The organism is Sphingobacterium sp. IITKGP-BTPF85, from assembly GCF_001006065.1.
In the GTDB taxonomy this organism is placed as follows: domain Bacteria; phylum Bacteroidota; class Bacteroidia; order Sphingobacteriales; family Sphingobacteriaceae; genus Sphingobacterium; species Sphingobacterium anhuiense.
Genome location: NZ_ASZT02000101.1, coordinates 1 through 19,030 on the forward strand (window position 1 = coordinate 1; position 19,030 = coordinate 19,030).

General features: G+C 35.9%; 15 protein-coding genes and 3 pseudogenes. 13 read left to right on the forward strand and 5 right to left on the reverse strand.

What is annotated here, in order from left to right:
- Positions 1-204: 204 nt before the first annotated feature.
- Positions 205-1,081, forward strand: a pseudogene (era, locus tag L950_RS17510) (GTPase Era).
- 107 nt (positions 1,082-1,188) lie between these two features.
- On the opposite strand, the pseudogene uvrC reads toward era, so the two are convergent.
- Positions 1,189-2,990: pseudogene (gene uvrC, locus L950_RS17515) on the reverse strand (excinuclease ABC subunit UvrC).
- Between the two features lie 73 nt (positions 2,991-3,063).
- A pseudogene (locus tag L950_RS37410) lies at positions 3,064-5,304 on the reverse strand (transglycosylase domain-containing protein).
- Positions 5,305-5,776: 472 nt separating this feature from the next.
- Between L950_RS37410 and L950_RS17525 the strand changes: the two are divergent.
- On the forward strand, positions 5,777-6,994 hold the full coding sequence (locus L950_RS17525) for a TCR/Tet family MFS transporter (RefSeq protein WP_021190239.1): 1,218 nt from the start codon (positions 5,777-5,779) through the stop codon (positions 6,992-6,994).
- Here L950_RS17525 and ispF read toward each other — a convergent pair.
- The gene (gene ispF / locus L950_RS17530) at positions 6,991-7,470 is read right to left on the reverse strand and encodes a 2-C-methyl-D-erythritol 2,4-cyclodiphosphate synthase (RefSeq protein WP_021190240.1); all 480 of its coding nucleotides are present in this window, start codon (positions 7,468-7,470) and stop codon (positions 6,991-6,993) included. The genes L950_RS17525 and ispF overlap by 4 nt on opposite strands.
- 174 nt (positions 7,471-7,644) lie before the next feature.
- Entirely contained in the window at positions 7,645-8,469 is an 825-nt protein-coding gene (locus L950_RS17535) for a glycogen/starch synthase (protein ID WP_031288421.1), read from the reverse strand.
- A gap of 151 nt (positions 8,470-8,620) precedes the next feature.
- Here L950_RS17535 and panC point away from each other — a divergent pair, with 151 nt between their 5' ends.
- The 11 genes from panC (at position 8,621) to L950_RS17580 (ending at position 17,463) form a co-directional block, all read left to right on the forward strand.
- A complete protein-coding gene (gene panC, locus L950_RS17540) occupies positions 8,621-9,466 on the forward strand; it encodes a pantoate--beta-alanine ligase (protein WP_021190242.1) in 846 nt (281 codons plus the stop codon).
- A 57-nt stretch (positions 9,467-9,523) separates the two neighbouring features.
- Positions 9,524-9,874 carry an aspartate 1-decarboxylase gene (gene panD / locus L950_RS17545; RefSeq protein WP_031288422.1) on the forward strand — a complete coding sequence of 117 codons (351 nt, stop codon included), beginning with the start codon at positions 9,524-9,526 and terminating at the stop codon, positions 9,872-9,874.
- An 88-nt stretch (positions 9,875-9,962) separates the two neighbouring features.
- Positions 9,963-10,322, forward strand: a complete 360-nt coding sequence (locus L950_RS17550) for a hypothetical protein (RefSeq protein ID WP_021190244.1) — start codon at positions 9,963-9,965, stop codon at positions 10,320-10,322.
- A 236-nt stretch (positions 10,323-10,558) separates the two neighbouring features.
- The gene (locus tag L950_RS33750) at positions 10,559-10,966 is read left to right on the forward strand and encodes a carboxypeptidase-like regulatory domain-containing protein (protein ID WP_021190245.1); all 408 of its coding nucleotides are present in this window, start codon (positions 10,559-10,561) and stop codon (positions 10,964-10,966) included.
- 2 nt (positions 10,967-10,968) lie between these two features.
- Positions 10,969-12,885: a TonB-dependent receptor plug domain-containing protein gene (locus L950_RS17555; RefSeq protein WP_021190246.1), complete on the forward strand. Its 1,917-nt coding sequence runs from the start codon at positions 10,969-10,971 to the stop codon at positions 12,883-12,885.
- Positions 12,886-12,913: 28 nt separating this feature from the next.
- The gene (locus L950_RS17560; protein WP_197086517.1) at positions 12,914-13,243 is read left to right on the forward strand and encodes a thioredoxin family protein; all 330 of its coding nucleotides are present in this window, start codon (positions 12,914-12,916) and stop codon (positions 13,241-13,243) included.
- Between the two features lie 201 nt (positions 13,244-13,444).
- Complete coding sequence (locus L950_RS26905) at positions 13,445-14,125, forward strand: hypothetical protein (RefSeq protein ID WP_021190248.1); 681 nt, start codon at positions 13,445-13,447, stop codon at positions 14,123-14,125.
- 230 nt (positions 14,126-14,355) lie between these two features.
- On the forward strand, positions 14,356-14,832 hold the full coding sequence (locus L950_RS17570; RefSeq protein ID WP_021190249.1) for a hypothetical protein: 477 nt from the start codon (positions 14,356-14,358) through the stop codon (positions 14,830-14,832).
- Between the two features lie 350 nt (positions 14,833-15,182).
- Positions 15,183-15,611, forward strand: a complete 429-nt coding sequence (locus L950_RS36750; protein ID WP_316930691.1) for a nitrilase-related carbon-nitrogen hydrolase — start codon at positions 15,183-15,185, stop codon at positions 15,609-15,611.
- 2 nt (positions 15,612-15,613) lie between these two features.
- Entirely contained in the window at positions 15,614-16,822 is a 1,209-nt protein-coding gene (locus tag L950_RS17575; RefSeq protein WP_316930692.1) for an NAD+ synthase, read from the forward strand.
- 77 nt (positions 16,823-16,899) lie between these two features.
- Entirely contained in the window at positions 16,900-17,463 is a 564-nt protein-coding gene (locus L950_RS17580; protein WP_021190250.1) for a DUF4136 domain-containing protein, read from the forward strand.
- 73 nt (positions 17,464-17,536) lie between these two features.
- On the opposite strand, the gene L950_RS17585 is transcribed toward L950_RS17580, so the two are convergent.
- On the reverse strand, positions 17,537-18,574 hold the full coding sequence (locus L950_RS17585) for a GntR family transcriptional regulator (protein WP_021190251.1): 1,038 nt from the start codon (positions 18,572-18,574) through the stop codon (positions 17,537-17,539).
- Positions 18,575-19,030 lie beyond the last annotated feature (456 nt).

Genomic DNA, 19,030 nt, shown 5'->3' on the forward strand with positions numbered 1-19,030 from the left:
TCAACAGACTCTTGTAGTAGCGGGAATCAGATCGACTGACTGACCTTCAGGGTTATGAGCCCGACGAGCTACCAACTGCTCCATCCCGCAATATATTTTTAGTTCAATCGTCCTTTTTGTGTTAAAAAGCAAGATATCTTTACCTCCGAATTGGAGCACAAAGATATATTTTGTTTCTTTGTAATCCTAATTAAATTAAAAAAAATGTCGCATAAAGCAGGATTCGTAAGCATCATCGGTAAACCTAATGCAGGTAAGTCTACGCTAATGAACGCTTTAGTGGGTGAAAAGATGTCTATCATCACTCCTAAAGCTCAAACAACAAGACACCGCATTATTGGAATAGTCAATGATGAGGAGCACCAAATTGTCTTTTCAGACACACCTGGTATCATCAAACCAAACTATTCGTTACAAGAATCAATGATGAATTTTGTCCAAGGATCGCTGATCGATGCGGACATTATTTTACTTGTTACAGATATCAATGAAAAATATGATGAAAATGATGTTATTGAGAAATTAAAAAAAACAAGTTCTCCAGTAGCTGTTCTTATCAATAAAATTGACAAGTCTAACGAAGCAGAAGTGATGGCTAAAGTAGAGTTCTGGAAAGAAACGATCAATCCAGAAGTTATTTTTGCGGTATCAGCACTTCTTAATCATAATATCACTGGAGTAATGGACTATATCAAGGAAAAACTTCCTGTACATGCTCCTTACTATGAAAAAGATGAATTAACAGACAAATCAATGCGTTTCTTTGTTTCGGAAATGATTCGCGAAAAAATATTCAAACTGTATGATAAGGAAATTCCTTACAGTACTGAAGTCGTTGTTACATCTTATAAAGAAGAACCTAAGATAACTCGTATCGCTGCAGAAATCATTGTGGAGCGTGATTCACAAAGAATATCATCATCGGTACCGTGGATCAATGATTAAAAAAGTCGGCACGTACGCTCGCCAGGATATTGAGGCATTTATTGACAAAAAAGTCTTTCTTGAGGTTTTCGTAAAAGTAATTCCAGATTGGAGAAGTAAGAAAAATTACTTAAAAAGATTTGGTTATGACGACTAATGCTAGAAAATAGTTTTAAGTACAAATGTTAACAAGCATACAAAAGCCCCATTAGTGATCAACTTATTGGGGCTTTTCTCTTAATAAAAAATGCAAGACAAACGCGCTTAATTTCGCTTAAAATGTGCTAAAAGTGCCTGTAGCTGTTTTAAGTTCAACACTTTTCTCAACTCTTCTTCTGGAGCCTCTTTAATCTTCTTAACAGATTTAAAGGTAGTCAGTAATTTCTCTACCGTAGTCTTACCTATGCCAGGAATATCTTCGAGTTCAGATACAAAAGTTTTTCGGCTACGTTGATTTCTGTGAAAAGTAATTCCGAACCGATGGGCTTCATCCCGCAAGTGTTGAATGATTTTAAGAGTTTCCGATTTTTTATCCAAATAGAGAGGATATTGATCACCCGGATAATACAGCTCCTCCAGCCGCTTAGCAATACCAATTACTGTAACCTGTTTCTCTATCCCTAATAATCGCAAGCTTTTCAAAGCGGCCCCTAACTGTCCCTTACCCCCATCAATAATAATCAACTGAGGTAAATCACCATCTTCTTCCAAAACCCGCTTATATCGCCTATATACAGCCTCCTCCATCGTGGCAAAATCATTTGGACCTACTACTGTTTTAACATTGAAGTGTCGGTAATCCTTTTTTGATGGCTTACCATCTTTAAAGACTACAATAGCAGATACAGGATAACTACCTTGAATATTAGAGTTATCAAAACATTCAATATGCTGAGGCAAGACATTTAACCGCAAATCTTTCTTCATCTGCGTTAAAATACGATCTACACGTACATCTGGATTCAATTTCTCATAATGTAGCAATCGTTCTTTTTTAAAGAACGCTACATTCTTCAACGATAGATCCAATAGTTTTCTCTTTTCCCCTAGTTTTGGAACCGTAAATTTGATCTGATCATTTCCTGAATATCCAGTTCAAATGGAACGATAATTTCTCGTGATAAGCTTTTAAACCGATCCCGGATCTCAGGAATCGCTAAAGCAAGAAGTTCTTGTTCAGTCTCATCCAGTCGCCGCTTCATTTCAACAGTCTGTGTTTGAATGATTACCCCGTTCATCACTTTTAAATAATTAACAAAAGCATAACTTTCATCCGATGCAATACTGAAAACATCAACATTCGTGATAGATGAATTAACAACTGTAGACTTACTCTGATACAGATCCAGTTTATCTAATTTCATCTTAAAGGAATGCGCCTTTTCGAAATTCATTTCCGATACTGCAGCAGACATCTGCTCTTTAATCCTATTCGTGACAACAGAAATTTTACCATTTAAAATATCTTTAATATCACTCAGATTCTGATCATAATCTTCTTCAGATTGATAACCTTCACATGGACCTTTACAGTTGCCAATCTGATATTCAAGGCAAATTTTGAATTTACCCCTAGCAATATTCTCCTGAGTCAGTGCCAAATTACAGGTCCTTAGCGGAAAAAGATCCCGGATTACGTCCAATACAATGTGCATCATCCCTACAGAGGCATAAGGACCATAATACCGAGAGCCATCTTTAATATATTTACGTGTCCAAAAAACTCGGGGAAAGCGTTCATTTTTAATGACAATCCAAGGATAAGTTTTATCATCTTTTAATAATACATTATACTTGGGCTTATGTTTCTTAATCAATGAATTTTCCAGCAACCATGCATCAATCTCCGTATCTACAATTGTAAAAGAAATACGGTTGATCTGACGAACTAATACACGCGTCTTACCGTTATGTTGCGTTTCATTCACAAAATAAGAACCAACCCGATTCCTGAGATCTTTAGCTTTACCGATATAAATCAGGACATCCTGTTTATCAAAATACTGATAAACCCCAGGCTTATGTGGAATTCTTTTAAGCTCCTCTTTATAATCAAACACGCTCATATATAACAAATAAGCCAGATAACAAATTTCGAAAAACTCAATTATCTGGCTTTATATCTTTATTTAATAAAATTTAAAAACCTAATCGATCATCATTTAAGTTTGATTCCGAACCCGTGCTGTCTGCTCCGGAGCTTCCGCCCCCTCCCCAGTACTTAGAACAGTCGACTACTCGCGTTAGCCCACCTTCAGGAAGTTCAAAATCGCCCTTCGTATAATTGAGGTTTTATCTGCATACACCTTCTGCATATAAAGTGCAAATACAGGCATTGCTGCTGCAGCTCCCTGCCCGTCTTGCATATTCGCAAAACTAATACTACGATCTTCAGCTCCTGTCCAGACACCCGACACCAGTTCAGGAGTGATCCCGATAAACCAAGCATCAGCATTATCATTGGTTGTACCCGTCTTTCCTCCGATTGGATTCGTCAGATGATATTTCCATTGAATTCGTCTTCCTGTACCTTTCGAGACAACCGATTTTAACATGTCTACAATAATATAAGCAGACTCACTGTTCAAAGCCTTAACAACTTTAGGTGCCTTTTCATAAATAGGAGTTCCATTCTTATCTTCGATCCTCAAGATCGCATTAGGTTCAATCCAGGTACCATGATTTACAAATGCCGAATAAGCACCAACCATATCAAATACAGAAGCTTCATATGCTCCAAGTGAAATGGATGGATAGTTCGGGACATCACTGGTAATACCCATACGTTTCGTCAATGCAGCAACTGCCTCCGGTGTAACTTGATTCACCAAATATGCAGTCGCATAATTCTGAGACAAGGCCAATGCATTAGCTAAAGTAATCGGATTCCCACCTTCAGCTGTACCCCTTGGTGTCCAATTTCCATAAGTCTGTTGATAATTTGGAATACTGTAACATGGAGAGTAGCCATTATCAACTGCGACAGCATAAGTAAATGGCTTGGCAGTTGAACCGACCTGTCTCGTCCCCATTTTTACTTGATCATACTTGAAATGCTCAAAATTTATTCCACCGACCAAGCCTTGATATGTCCAGTTTTTGGTTCCATCGACATCATTGCATTACGTAACATCAATTTATTGTATTTGATAGAATCAATCGGAGCCATAACAGTATCCACAGAACCCTTCCAAGTGAAAATAGACATCGGAACTTTTACCTGAAATGCTTTCTTGATTTCATCTTCAGAAAGTCCATTTTCCTTCAAAACACGGTAGCGTTCAGAACGTCGCATACCTGTCGTCAGTAACTTGGCTTTATCTCCTTTAAAAGGATCCTTATTTTTCCATTGTACAGCAAACTTACCCTGTAAAGATTTCATCCATTCTTTCTGGGCATCTTCAGCATATTGCTGCATGGACATATTAATTGTTGTATAAATTTTCAACCCATCACGATCCAGATCATAAGGTGTACCATCCGATTTGGTAATCGATAATTTTGAAAATTCTTTCTTGATTTCTTCTTTTAATACCGCACGAAAATAAGGTGCTAAACCTTCCCCATAATTGGCGATTTTCAATTGTAATCCCAATGGTTTAGCTTGTGCACTAGCCTCTTCCTCTGTAGAAATGAAATTTGCTTTATTCATATTGTCCAAGACTGTATTTCTACGCGCTAATGCGTTTTGCGGATACCTGACAGGAGAATAACGCCCGGACCTTTCAGCATACCCACTAATAAAGCAGCTTGGTCTGCAGTAAGTTTATCAGGAGTTGTATTGAAATAAGTACGTGCGGCTGATTTAATACCATAGGTATTATATGCTCCAAAGTCCACTGTATTGAAATACATGGTGATAATCTCTTCTTTGGTATAATTACGCTCTAAACGAACAGCAGTTATCCATTCCTGAAACTTTTGAATGATACGCTTAGGAGCACTTTTAGCACGACCGTCTGAAAATAAATTAAGAGCTAATTGCTGTGTAATCGTACTCCCTCCTTGTTTATTTCCAGTTAAAGTGTGGAAAATGACCGTAAAAGTACGTGTATAATCAATACCGGAGTGATCGTAAAAACGCTTATCCTCTGTTGAGATCAAGGCATGTATCAAGTAAGGTGACAACTCACTATACTTCACATTTGACCTATTTTGAATATAATAAGTACCTAAAACCTTATTATCTTCCGTTATAACTTCCGAAGCTAAATTACTCTTAGGATTTTCTAAATCACTAAAAGACGGTAACTTTCCAAATAACCCCAGGCGAACACTAAATATAAATAGAAACCCAAAAGCTATTATTCCAATAATAAATTTCCAGAAATTACGTGTGTACCGCTTAATATCTTCTGGTTGCAGTTGGTTTTTTTTGATTCTCTCTTCATTGAACCTTATTCTTTCTCGATTTGATCATTATAAAATATGATGACATATGCCTCCGCTACAATATCAGATAATGTGCCAAAGATTATGTGCATGACAACAAAGATATTACAAATATTTTGAGGAATCTTCATTCGATACAACATCCGTTAAAAAAACACTGAAAAAGAATCAATTACTACAAAAAAGAAACTTTAAACCAATCGCACATTTCAGTCTTTAAAACCATTTTCTAAATAAAACAGATCGCCTTTGATTGGTTCAAAAACAATCCTTAGGGTATGATCCTAATTTTTCAATATCGCTAAAGCTTGGTATTTCAGAAATTTAGTTTAGATTTAAAAACAAATCAATTGTCTGTCATTCGTGACAGGCAAAAACATATAGATTATTAAAATAAATGATAAAGCTATAGGCCAGTAAATCGTTTAAAAGCCTATCTAAAAATAAAAAACAGTAAAATATGCAAGTCAACACTTCAAAAAGTCTATTTTTCATTTTTTTAACCGTACTAATTGACGTCATTGGTTTAGGTATTATTATACCTGTAATGCCTAAATTAATTGAAGAATTGATTGGCGGCACATTAAGTGATGCATCGCGATATGGTGGTTTGCTCATGTTTTGTTATGCATTAACTCAATTCTTCTTTGCATCCGTGTTAGGTAATCTCAGTGACCGATTTGGTAGAAGACCCATCCTTTTAATATCACTCTTAGGCTTTTCTATCAACTATTTACTCATGGGGTTAGCTCCAACCATCCTGTGGTTATTCATCGGTAGGTTTATAGCAGGTATTACAGGAGCCAGCTACACAGTAGCTGCTGCATTTATAGCAGATATCAGTTCGCACGAGAAAAAAGCTCAGAATTTCGGATTATTGGGAGCTGCATTTGGCTTAGGTTTTATAGTAGGTCCATTGCTAGGAGGGTTATTGGGGCATTATGGTGCCAGAATACCGTTTTTCGCAGCAGCATTATTAAGTTTTTTGAATTTCTTATATGGTTATTTTTTTATTCCAGAATCATTAAAAAAAGAAAACAGAAGACCTTTCAGATGGAAAAATGCAAATCCGGTAGGTGCCTTCAAGCAACTTGCTAAATACCCGCATCTAAAACAATTATTTTTTTGCATCTTTCTGATAAACATCTCTTCTCATGCCGTACAAAGTACTTGGTCATATTACACCATGGAAAGATTTCAATGGGATGAAAGAATGGTTGGTATCTCTTTGGGTTTTATAGGTATGTTGTTGGCTATAGTTCAAGCCGGACTGATTCGAATTATTATTCCAAAATTGGGATTAGAAAAAAGTATTTTAATTGGATCTGGACTCTACGTGATATCGATGCCCTTAATGGGGATGGCATACGCTCCATGGTTAATTTTCCTAGCCGTAATACCATATGTATTTGCGGGAATCGCAGGCCCAGCTATCCAGAGCCTTGTATCCAACGAAACGCCATCGAATGAGCAGGGACAGATACAAGGTGGATTAACAAGTATTATTAGCTTAACAGCCATTATAGGCCCTCCCGTCATGAGCTGGTTGTTTGCTCACTTTACAGATAAAAAAGAAGCCCTTTATTTACCAGGAGCTCCTTTCTATCTAGGATTCGTACTTACAGCAATCAGTTTTATTGTTGCCTGCTTCTTTTTTAAAAAGAAACAGAAAGTTTAAGCTTTTTCGATCAAACAAACAGCATATGCTACTACCCCCTCTTGTCTTCCGACAAATCCCATGGATTCATTCGTCGTTGCTTTGATCGAAATATCATCAACGTCCAAACCTGAGGCCTCCGATATTTTAGCCTTCATCTGTCCGATATACGGTTTAATTTTAGGAGCCTCCAGGCATAGCATAGCATCAATGTTCCCTATGGTATACCCCTTATCTCCAATTAGCTTAACACAATGTTTCAGTAAAACAAGACTGCTAATACCTCTCCATTGCTCATCTGTATTTGGGAAATGATAACCAATATCCTCTAAATTTGCGGCCCCCAGGAGCGCATCACAAATGGCATGAGCCAAAACATCCGCATCCGAATGGCCGAATGCACCAGCATGATGATCCAATTCTACTCCACCTACTATAAATGGATGCCCCTCTTCTAATTGATGGACATCAAAGCCAAATCCAACTTTAATTTTCATAATAAAGCTAAGGTAACATTTTAAATTATCATCCTTGCCATTAAATCAAACGCAAAACTTATTTGTTAACAATCAGATTTTAATCTAATATATAAGAGATCCTTCACTGATGATATTTCACAAAAAATAGCGTCTAATTTCTTAGACGCTATTTAAATACGTTTAATTTCTATTTTAAACCGTTGTTTCTTCTTCTACAGGAGCAAATTGATCAAAAAGATCATTGAAAGCTTCATAATCTTCATCACCATTAGGTTCAAAGACCTGAATTCCTTTTTCTTTTGCATATGCTAGAATTTCTGGATTAACACCCTCCTCAGCTACAACCGCTACATCGGTGAAGTCCAAAGCACCTTTATAGATGTTGACATAACTACCGTCACCATAACTAGCAACATCATCTTTTGTCAATGCACCTTCAGGGGCAATTTCTCTGTATTTATCGCCTAAAGTTCCGGAGAACTCTTCGTTATACAACGAATACATAACTTTGGCACCTTTAAAAGTAGGATCATCTTTATATGTCGTCTTTAAATAAGCCGGCACTAATGCTGAAAACCAACCGTGGCAATGTACCACATCTGGTGACCAACCTAACTTCTTAACCGTTTCCAGTGCTCCTTTACAAAAGAACACAGAACGCTCATTGTTATCATTAAAAAATTCTCCATTCTCGTCACGAAAAACTTTTTTCCGCTGAAAATAGTCTTCATTATCCAAAAAGTAAACCTGCATACGTGCCGCAGGCAATGAAGCTACCTTAATGATTAGCGGATTGTCATTGTTATCCACCACAATGTTTAAGCCTGACAGACGAATTACCTCATGCAATCTATTTCTACGCTCATTAATATTACCAAAACGAGGCATAAGAATACGGATTTCAAATCCTTTCTCTTGCATAGCCTGTGGCAATTGACGCGTGATTTCAGAAATTTTAGTTAATTCGAGGAAAGGCGACATCTCGTGGGTTATAAACAATATCTTCGTTTTTGCCATCTCCAGTTTTTATTTATTTTATTTTTATTAGAACAGTAAAATCGGTCTACAAAGATACAAAAAATATCCCGACAATACAATTCCTTACAAATCATCGTTTTATATTCACAAATATATTCCCCACTTTTGCCCTGTATTAAAATTTCTAAAAGTGAGAATTTTCGAGACTAAAAAAGAGCTCCAAGATTACCTGGAAACAGCACGAATCAACAAACAAAAAATAGCTCTTATCCCAACAATGGGTGCACTACATGAAGGACATATCTCTTTACTGAATTATGCAAAACCTTTATCAGATGTCACCGTTTGCAGTATTTTTGTCAACCCAACACAATTTAACGACCCAAAAGATTTAGAAAAGTATCCAAGACCCATTGAGCATGATATCGCATTATTAGAAGCTGCTCATTGTGATGTCTTATTCTTACCGACCGTAGAGGAGATGTACCCTGATCCAAATGAAAAATGGCACATTGATCTAAACGGATTAGATACTATATGGGAAGGGAAAATGAGACCGGGGCACTTTCAAGGTGTAACGCAAGTCGTTTACAAATTATTCGCCTTAGTGCAACCAGATATTGCATGCTTTGGTCAAAAAGACTTCCAACAGGTCATGGTTATTGAACATATGATCAAGGTAAAGCAATTACCGATCACCATTGCATTATGCCCAATCATCCGAGATGAAAATGGTCTTGCTTTAAGTTCAAGAAACATGCGCCTCTCATCAAATGGTAAAATACAAGCGTTAGCTTTGTCCAAAACACTTCTGTATATCAAAAGTAACTTTGGAAAGATACCTTTACTTCAATTAAATAAACAGGCAACAGAACTATTGAACTCCAGCGAAGGTATTACCTTAGAATATCTCGCTATTTGCGAAACAACGACATTGAAAGAAATCAAAACAATTGAACAAGATAAACAATATGTAGCACTTGTCACTGCGCGGGTCGAAGATGTACGGCTTATTGATAACATGATTTTGAATTAAATGTCACATTATACTTATTAACTTTACATTTTTACAAGAAAAATCTAACTTTGCCACATGTTTATAGAGGTAATGAAATCTAAAATCCACCGTGTTCGGGTTACACAGGCCGAGCTTAATTACGTTGGTAGTATCACAATTGATGAGGATTTAATGGATGCAGCAAATATTATTGCAAACGAAAAAGTTCAAATCGTTAACAATAACAATGGCGCTCGTTTAGAAACATATGTTATTCCTGGAAAAAGAGCTTCCGGTACCATCTGCTTAAATGGCGCTGCAGCAAGATTAGTTCAAGTGGGTGATATTGTGATCATCATATCGTATGCACAAATGGAAATGGAGCAAGCTAAAAAACATATTCCTAGCTTGGTTTTTCCAGATGACAACAATCAACTTATAAAATAATATTTAAATAATACACTTTCAATAGAAAGCTACGTTTATTTTCAATAATTTAGCACTCGTATTAAGCGGGTGCTTTTTTATTACCTACATGTCAAAGAATATACATATCAGAAAGATCTTAGCATCAATGCAATTGGCATTGATCAGTTTGATCATTATTTCTGGTGTTATTTTCATGCACAAAGAGGTAAAATCAAACGGAGAGATTGTCATGCACAATCACCCCTACGATTTTACAAACGATCAGCCCAGACCGCAAGAATCCGACGATCAAATTGATTTCCTCAATGTCGTCTACAATCAAAACTTTGTTCAAAGTGAATTTATCGTTTTTGAACAACCCATTCGAACTGTCGTTCATATCTACAGTTATCAAGTCTACACACCGGTTGTCACCAATCGTGTCGTCGATCACGCTTTCTCAAGGGGTCCTCCAGATTTTGCTTAAAATAAAATTAGTTATTGCATTCATCCTTATTATCAAGACGAATGCTATTCGCCGTGCGATAGCACGACGCATTGCGTCGTGCTGTAATTTATTAATTATTTTAAGTAAATAATGTAACCATAGTGGACATAGCTGGTATGAAAATATACATGGAGCAGGCATTCGCATTGCTTCGTACCGATATTTCACACCTCCCATGATAGGTTCATTACTATTAAAAGGACAAATACACTCCAATGAGAAATATCAACCTATTGATCATCATCATGATGATCAGTATGCATACATATGCACAACATACATTAAAAGGTAAAATCAGTAACAATGACGGTAAAGGTATAGTTGGAGCAACTATCAACATCGAAAATGGTCTTCACTCGACCGTTTCTGATACCGCAGGCTATTTTGAATTTCAAAAACTAACTAAACAAAAACAAAATATACAGATAACCGCTGTTGGCTATCAAACCCTCAAACAGCTAATATTGCTAACAGATTCCACCGTACACTTCAAATTAAACACAGACAACCTGCATTTGAATGAAGTCGTTGTAAGCGCAACCCGATATGGTGTCAGTAAAAAGGAAGCACCAGTTATTGTGCAGGTATTAGGCCCTAAACTTTTCAGGCTACACAATCTGTAGCTATGTCCGAAACACTAAACTATCAACCAGGAGTAAGGATAGAGAACAACTGTCAAAACTGCGGTTTTTCACAAGTCCGCCTTAACGGTTTAGAAGGCGCCTATTCACAGATCTTGATCAACAGCAGATCCGTGTTCAGCGCACTAAACAGTGTATATGGTTTAGACCAACTTCCAACAAGTATGATCGACCGCATCGAAGTCGTTCGAAGTGGTGGTTCTGCCCTATTTGGAGCAAATGCAATTGCCGGTACCATTAATATTATTACTAAAGATCCTGTCGAAAATGATTGGCAGATTAAATCTACCAACTCATTAATCGGCGGTAGCAGTTGGGATAATACGGTAGACTTCAACACCTCCTACGTAGATGAAGATCTTAAAACAGGTGTTACCTTTTATGGTATGCACCGGAATCGTCAACCATTTGATAAAAATAAGGACGGATTTTCGGAGATAACAGAACTTAACAATACCACATTCGGAACAAAAGCATTTTTCAAACCTTCCGAGGTCAATAAAATAACAGTAGATTTCAGTACCATACAGGAATTTAGAAGAGGAGGAGACCAATTTAACAAATCACCCCATTTTACAGCCATCACAGAACAACTGGAAACCAATTCATTGATTGGTGGTATCACTTACGATCATTATTTAGCAGACTATAAACAAAAAATCTCCGTGTATGCTTCCGGCCAAAAAACAAAACGTAAAAGTTTTTACGGGGGACTGGGCGAAGCGCCCACTGCAACAGATAGTTTAAGAGCCGCAAATTCTTATGGAGACACAGATGATTTGTCTTTTGTTACAGGAACACAGTACACAAACAATTTTGAGGATGATATCTTTACCAGCGGTATTGAGTTCAACTACAACAAAACAAATGATCAGATTCCCGGATATCAACGTATCATCGATCAAAAAACAAAAGGAATAGGAACTTATGCCCAATACGAATGGAAGCCAGTATCCTCTTTCAAAGCATTAATAGGAATGCGATACGACTACATCTTCGTCGACGGAAATTATCAGCTCCAACAAGTGGAACGTAGCAGTCAGAAGAATTTTGGATCTTGGAACCCACGATTAACCATCTTATACGATATCAATAGTAATATTCAATTTCGTGGCGGCTATGCGCGCGGATTCCGTGCCCCACAAGCCTTCAATGAAGATATGCATGTGACTTCCATCGGAGGAAAACAGGTTTTTGTATTAATTGGAGAAGACCTAAAAACAGAATATTCAAATGCTTATACCGGATCGTTCAATTTCAGCAGAAATTTTGGCAATACGCAAACAAGCCTTTTAGTGGAGGGCTTCTATACCCAGTTGAATAATCCATTTACGACAGTCCTGAAATCCGAATCCAACGACATTATGATTGAAGAAATGCGAAACGGTACAGATGCCTATGTATACGGAACAAACCTTGAACTTAATGTAGCGCCGTCAAGTATATTTAGTCTACAGGCCGGCGGTACAATACAACGCTCGCGATACCAATCTGCACAACTGATAGCTGAAGCTAAAACAGGTCAAGAAGCCATTTTGTCCAAAGATTTCTTACGTACGCCAAATGTCTATGGCTACTTAAATGCCAATTGGAAAGCAACTAAAAAATTCGCAGTTGACCTAACAGGAGTTTACACCGGAAAAATGAAGATCTCGCATATACAAGAAGAAATCATGAGCCTCAAAAATACGAGGGATTTTATGGAGCTGAATGCACGGTTAGGATACACGTTTGCTGTTCACAAAGATTTTAACCTTGAATTATTCGCAGGTGTTCAAAATATGTTCAACGCATTCCAAAAAGATTTCGATAAAGGCGCTAATCGTGATTCAAACTACATTTACGGTCCAACAAAACCACGCACAATAACCTTTGGAGTAAAAATTGGCCATTTTCATTAATCCCATTTATTAAAGAAAGATGAAGCATATGCACAAATTTGTTTTATTAATGACCATTATCCTTTATCCGCTCAGCAATTATGGTCAAGAGCGGATAATTTGGACCTCTTTTCAACAATTAGACTCTTTATTAAGCATAGCACCAAAAGAAACAATCATCTTCATTCATACCGACTGGTGCAGCTACTGCAGAAAAATGGAAAAAGAAGTCTTTTCAAAAAAAGAAATCTATGACCGATTAAACAAAGATTATTATCTAGTTGAATTAGATGCGGAGACGGTTGAGGACATCACTTTCGATCAGCAAGTATGGAAATCAAAAACTCCAAAAAAAATACCGGACAATATCATCCCTTAGCCTTACTCTTGTTAACCAACCAAAAGATGGTTTTCCCGAGTCTCCTGCGCTATGATCAAACATTTAAATTAAAAAGTATTAAGCAAAAATATCTAAGCCCAAAAGAGTTAGCGAATTTTTTAAGATAATTTAACATCTCGCTGTAGCGAAACCGAAAAACATAACGTTTGATTGGTAATATAAGATACAATTTAAAAAATTATGAAAAAATTTACGAAATTTTTAATGGCATTTTTATGCATGGGGATAGTTTTTGCTTCCTGTAACAAAAATGACTTCGATTATGAGAAAGCTGAAAGAGAGCAAATTGAAAAAGCAAGATTAGAAAAACTACGCATAGATTCATTAAAAAAAGATCAAGCTCCAATTTTAAGAGAGTATGCACTAAGTAAATGGGGAGATAAAGCTAAATATTCTGATTCAACAGGAATCTGGTATAAAGTAGAGCTAGCGGCTGGTAATGAAACACCATATATATACAAAGGAACTGTTAACAATTTTGGACAAGCGGGATTAAATGTTTGGGCAGCGACAGTAAATTTTAAAGGTGAATTAATGAATGGAACCGTATTTGACAAAAACACAGATGGGGTTCCTAAAAATTACACAGATATTCGTCAGGCAACTTCAATATATGGATCAGCGTGGATTCAAGCATTTGTACCAACAATCATTAATATCCAAGGTAAAGATGTAAGATTTGAGGGTTTATTGCCAAAAGGATTACAAAAAAATGATAAAATTAGTTTTATTTCACCATCTTATTATACTTTTGACCAAGTAGAATATACAAAAGGTAGCGAAAAAGTAACTGTTCCTAAAAATACTCCAGTTGTTTACACAATCGAAGTGAAATCTGTTGGAGATGTTACTGGTTCGTAATTAATACAAAATAAAAGCATATAAAAGGTCCTTTACATCACGATGTAAAGGACCTTTTTGTATCTGTAATTTCCCCAAGAAAACTATTGTTAACGAACAAAAAACAGCACATTGACCAATAAAAAATTATCCTACACTTTACTTGCTTTAAAATTCTTTCGTACCTTGTAGCACAACTAAACAATTGAACGTTTTAACCGGTATAATAACAGTAATTAGTAAAGAAATTTATGAAAAATTTTACAAAAATCTTTTTTGGAATGTTGGCAATGATTATTGCTTTGGCATCTTGTAGTAAATCAGACGACTTTTCAAAATTAGCGGAAGAACAAAGAATTAAAGATTCTATCGAAAATGCGAGAATCCAAAATTTACTAAAAGAACAGGCTCCTCAGTTGAAATCATTTGCTATCAAAAACTTCACGAATCCCAAATTAGATACAGCAACAGGTATTTGGTATGATCTGATAGCAGAAGGTGACGATGCTTCATACGCTTATCAAATCAGCTCCGGTGGTTATCTCATGTACCCTACCGCAGTAGTAAATTACAAAGTTAATTTACTGAACGGCGCAGATAAAGGAAATCTTGTTGATGAATCTAAAGAGGGTAGCCCAGCAACATTTACGATAAATAGAGACCGTATTATCTTATTCTGGCAGTTCGCTTTTTTTCCAAAAAAATTATCCTTCAAGGGAAGGAAGTAAATATCGGTGGATTAACTGTAAAAGGACTGAAAAAAGGAAGCAAAATAAAAGCTGTCGCGCCGTCTCCATTCGGATATGATCAAGTTGCGAAAGATAAAGTTCCTGCAAACTCACCGTTATATTCTGAAATTGAAGTTCTTTCTATTAGCAATTAAATGGCATTTGGGAGATTTATTTCTTCTAAAAATTTTAAACGAATACACGAAGCAGGATCTTTACTTACGTAAAGATCCTGTTTGTTTTTAATTCACTATCAAAAAATAAAAAAACAATAGTATCAAAAAGTAGTCTAAAAAACTTCTTATCTTGCTCTTCATATCAGTATACCATTCAAAAACAAAGACGCAAAAATGAAAATAGCTTTAGCCCAGTTAAATTATCATATCGGCAACTTCACTTCCAACACTGCAAAAATTATTACTGCTATTGAAAATGCAAGAGCACAACAAGCTGAAATTATTGTTTTTTCTGAATTAGCAATTGGCGGCTACCCAGCAAAGGATCTTTTGCAAAATGCAACATTCTTAAAACAGTGTAACGAATCTATTACTACCATTGCATCACATTGCCAAGATATTTTATGCATTATCGGAGCGCCTATTCCCAATACAGATCCAGAAGGTAAAGCACTGTACAATGCTGCAGTTTGTTTAGAAAAAGGAAAGATTACACACATTAGTAAAAAAGGACTACTTCCTAACTATGATGTTTTTGATGAATATCGTTACTTTGAACCTAGCAGAAAATTCGCATGTTTCACCTATAAAAAACAAAAATAGCATTGACCATTTGTGAAGATTTATGGGATGACGATCAAGGAAATAATTCCTACGTTGGTGACCCCATGAACGAATTACTTCAAGAAAACCCAGATTTGCTGATCAATATTGCAGCTTCGCCTTTTTCTTATGTCCATTATCAAGATCGTGTTGCTGTTTTGAAAGCACAAGTGGCAAAAGCAAAACGTCCGCTCATCTATGTCAACCAAGTTGGCGCACATATGGATATAATTTTTGACGGAAGATCACTGGCTATTGATGAAAATGGAGCAATTTGCTGTGAATTAAAAAAATTCGAAGAAGATTTACAGATTATAGAATATAGAGATCAAACCATAAAAGCGACAACAGCATTTACGGTACCCCACGATCAGGAAATAGCACTGATTCACGACGCACTGCTATTAGGTTTACGTGATTATTTTCACAAATCTGGTTTCAAAAAAGCAGTCTTAGGCCTTTCCGGTGGATTAGATTCAGCACTAGTTGCCGCATTAGCCTGTGAAGCATTAGGTTCAGAAAATGTACTTGCAATATTGCTTCCTTCTATTTATTCATCCGACCATTCCATTCAAGACGCATTAGATCTCGTAAAAAATACCAATTGCGCACATCATATCATTCCAATAAAAGATATTACGCAGGCCTACGAAACAACATTAGCTCCCTTTTTTGAAGGGCAAAAAGCGGGTGTTGCCGAAGAAAATATCCAGGCACGTACCAGAGGTACGTTATTAATGGCAATTTCCAACAAATTTGGTCATATCGTTTTAAACACTTCAAATAAAAGTGAAGCAGCGGTAGGTTATGGCACCTTATATGGAGATATGGCAGGATCGATTTCAGTAATAGGAGACGTATATAAATCAAAGGCCTATGATCTCGCCCGATACATTAACCGAAATAAGGAAATTATCCCATCTAATACAATTGAAAAAGCACCTTCTGCAGAATTAAGACCCGATCAAAAGGATTCAGATTCCTTACCACCATATGATTTAATGGATGAAATATTATTCCTATATATCGAAAAACAAAAATCAAAAGAGGAAATTTTAGATCAAGGTTATGATCTTAATATTGTTGAAAAAATTATAAAACTAGTTAATAATGCCGAATTTAAAAGATTTCAGGCTCCTCCAATACTGCGCATTAGTCCAAAAGCTTTTGGTCCAGGCCGTTCGATGCCATTAGTTGCCTTTTATCAATAATTTTTTTACTGATATAATTAAACTTTTAACATTTACATTTGTCTAACACTAAGAAAATAATATAAATCCTATTGGTCATGAAAAAAATAATTTATTTCTTATTTGCAAGTCTAATTCTTGCATCTTGTGCCTCATATCAATATAATACGATGCGCGACGAAAAAGTAGATTTTTCGCAATATCGTACTTATGGCTGGTTACCACCTGTCGATTCGTTATCAAAATCATATTTTGATAATGATATTGCAAGAACAAATATATTAGACGCGAGCAACAGTGAATTACAAGCAAGGGGCTTATCTTACAGTAAGGATAATCCAGATTTGTTATTCCGTTATATAACAATTGTCAATAACAAAAGTCGTTTAGTATATGGATCCTCATATGCTTATGGAGGTCCATGGGGTTGGTACAGACCGTGGTTTTCTCCTTATTATGGTTATTATTCAACATATCCTGTAGCCAAAGAACGTTACCGCTACGCGCACTTAATCATAGAAGCTGTAGATCGTAAAACAAATAAAGTTGTTTGGCAAGCACGTGGATCTGGCGAAGTTAATAGTCCAGAAAAAGCGGCAACTAATGTTGCGAAGGTTGTTAAAGGAGTATTTAAACAATATCCTCTAACCCTAAAAAAATAACACTGTAATCGTGATCAAAAGTATTAAAGCCATGAGTTTTCTCATGGCTTTTTTCATAATATAATATATGCTTTTATATAGAAGCTCGAATCTTGATATTAAATGGGACTTCAAGCCGATCTTTGGAGTTATTTTTAATGAGATTTGCCGCCATCCTACCCATTGCTTCAAAATCAGTTGATATGGTTGTAATTCCATTCAAAATAAATTTCTTTAACGGCGTTTCATTATATGAAATAACACCAATATCTTTACCTATCACCAGATTTTTTTGTTGGATCTTATTCAGTAGTTTTACTAGATCATCTTCGATAATATTGATATAACAAGTCCCTATTACGACTTTTTCTTTATTCAATTCCGATACCAGCTCATGATCAAAAGCATACTGCTGACAAAATTTATAAAAACCCTTTATAATTGCTTTTGGAAAATCACTATGATCGGGAAAAACCAATTTTATCATTTTATATTTACTTAAAACTTCGCTCGCTTTTTCCAACGCTAAGTAAATATCCTGTTCATAATTCTCATAAACCGCTGGAAAATCGCCCGGTACATCATCCACAAATCGTCCTAATAACATTAATTTATCGCTTGGTATTCTACGAATAATATCCGGCGCTTTATCTCGTCCCTCCCTAAAATGTGGAAATAGTACATAATAGTCATATGTTTTGGTCAGATTCGATAATAGGTTCTTGAGATAGGAAAGGTCTGAATTATAGACAAATAAATCTAGATCAGCAAAATCGCCTAACTCCTTCGCAAATGAATCATACACTATTTTTTTGTGAACACTCAATTTATTCAGAAACAGTGCAATTTTACATTTGGATTGAATATCTGTTTTATTGACATAGTATCCCTTGCCTGGATTAGATGCAATAATTTCATGCTTTTTTAAATAGCGATAAGCCTTTTCAACCGTGTCTCTAGATATTTCAAGATAAGCACTGGATTCATTAATTGAAGGAAGCATTTCGCTCTTCTTAAGTCTCTCATTTTTTACTGCATCAATGATAGTATTCGCCAATTGGAGATATTTGGGAGTTGCTGAAAAATCACTAATCTCCAGTGTCATTAGAAACTGAGCAGTTGAATTGGTCATTTTAAAATTTAGATTAATCACTAAAATAACAATTAATTAGCATAAAATTTAAAAAAGTTAAACTCAAAGACCATCATATTTTTAATATTTCACTTTTTTAAATATTTGTTACTCTGCACCATAGCAGTATAGGATCAAAATTATGGTCAATCGTCTTAAACGTATTCTAGTAAAAAATCTGTTACCCTATTAATGATGAGTTAAAAACCTGCAAGCTCGTTTACCTAATCACTTTAAAAAAAAAATTATTTTTAAAGGGCTTTTCACGTTCTCCTTTTAAAAACCCTTTATGTTTAAGAAAATGGGCAAGTGATTACACTCGCCCATTTTTATTCACAGCTCAGATCTTAAACAATTAAAATTTCATTTATTTCTAAAATACCGCAATGCAATAAGGTCATTCGGTATCGCCAGTTCATTCCAATGGTCATGGATAGCTAGCGCTGCGCCCAATGC

Coding starts and splice junctions, on each gene's coding strand:
- L950_RS17525 (WP_021190239.1), top strand. CDS start 5,777: ATGCAAGTCAACACTTCAAAAAGTCTATTTTTCATTTTTTTAACCGTA.
- ispF (WP_021190240.1), bottom strand. CDS start 7,470: ATGAAAATTAAAGTTGGATTTGGCTTTGATGTCCATCAATTAGAAGAG.
- L950_RS17535 (WP_031288421.1), bottom strand. CDS start 8,469: ATGGCAAAAACGAAGATATTGTTTATAACCCACGAGATGTCGCCTTTC.
- panD (WP_031288422.1), top strand. CDS start 9,524: ATGTTTATAGAGGTAATGAAATCTAAAATCCACCGTGTTCGGGTTACA.
- L950_RS17550 (WP_021190244.1), top strand. CDS start 9,963: ATGTCAAAGAATATACATATCAGAAAGATCTTAGCATCAATGCAATTG.
- L950_RS33750 (WP_021190245.1), top strand. CDS start 10,559: ATGAGAAATATCAACCTATTGATCATCATCATGATGATCAGTATGCAT.
- L950_RS17555 (WP_021190246.1), top strand. CDS start 10,969: ATGTCCGAAACACTAAACTATCAACCAGGAGTAAGGATAGAGAACAAC.
- L950_RS17560 (WP_197086517.1), top strand. CDS start 12,914: ATGCACAAATTTGTTTTATTAATGACCATTATCCTTTATCCGCTCAGC.
- L950_RS26905 (WP_021190248.1), top strand. CDS start 13,445: ATGAAAAAATTTACGAAATTTTTAATGGCATTTTTATGCATGGGGATA.
- L950_RS17570 (WP_021190249.1), top strand. CDS start 14,356: ATGAAAAATTTTACAAAAATCTTTTTTGGAATGTTGGCAATGATTATT.
- L950_RS36750 (WP_316930691.1), top strand. CDS start 15,183: ATGAAAATAGCTTTAGCCCAGTTAAATTATCATATCGGCAACTTCACT.
- L950_RS17580 (WP_021190250.1), top strand. CDS start 16,900: ATGAAAAAAATAATTTATTTCTTATTTGCAAGTCTAATTCTTGCATCT.
- L950_RS17585 (WP_021190251.1), bottom strand. CDS start 18,574: ATGACCAATTCAACTGCTCAGTTTCTAATGACACTGGAGATTAGTGAT.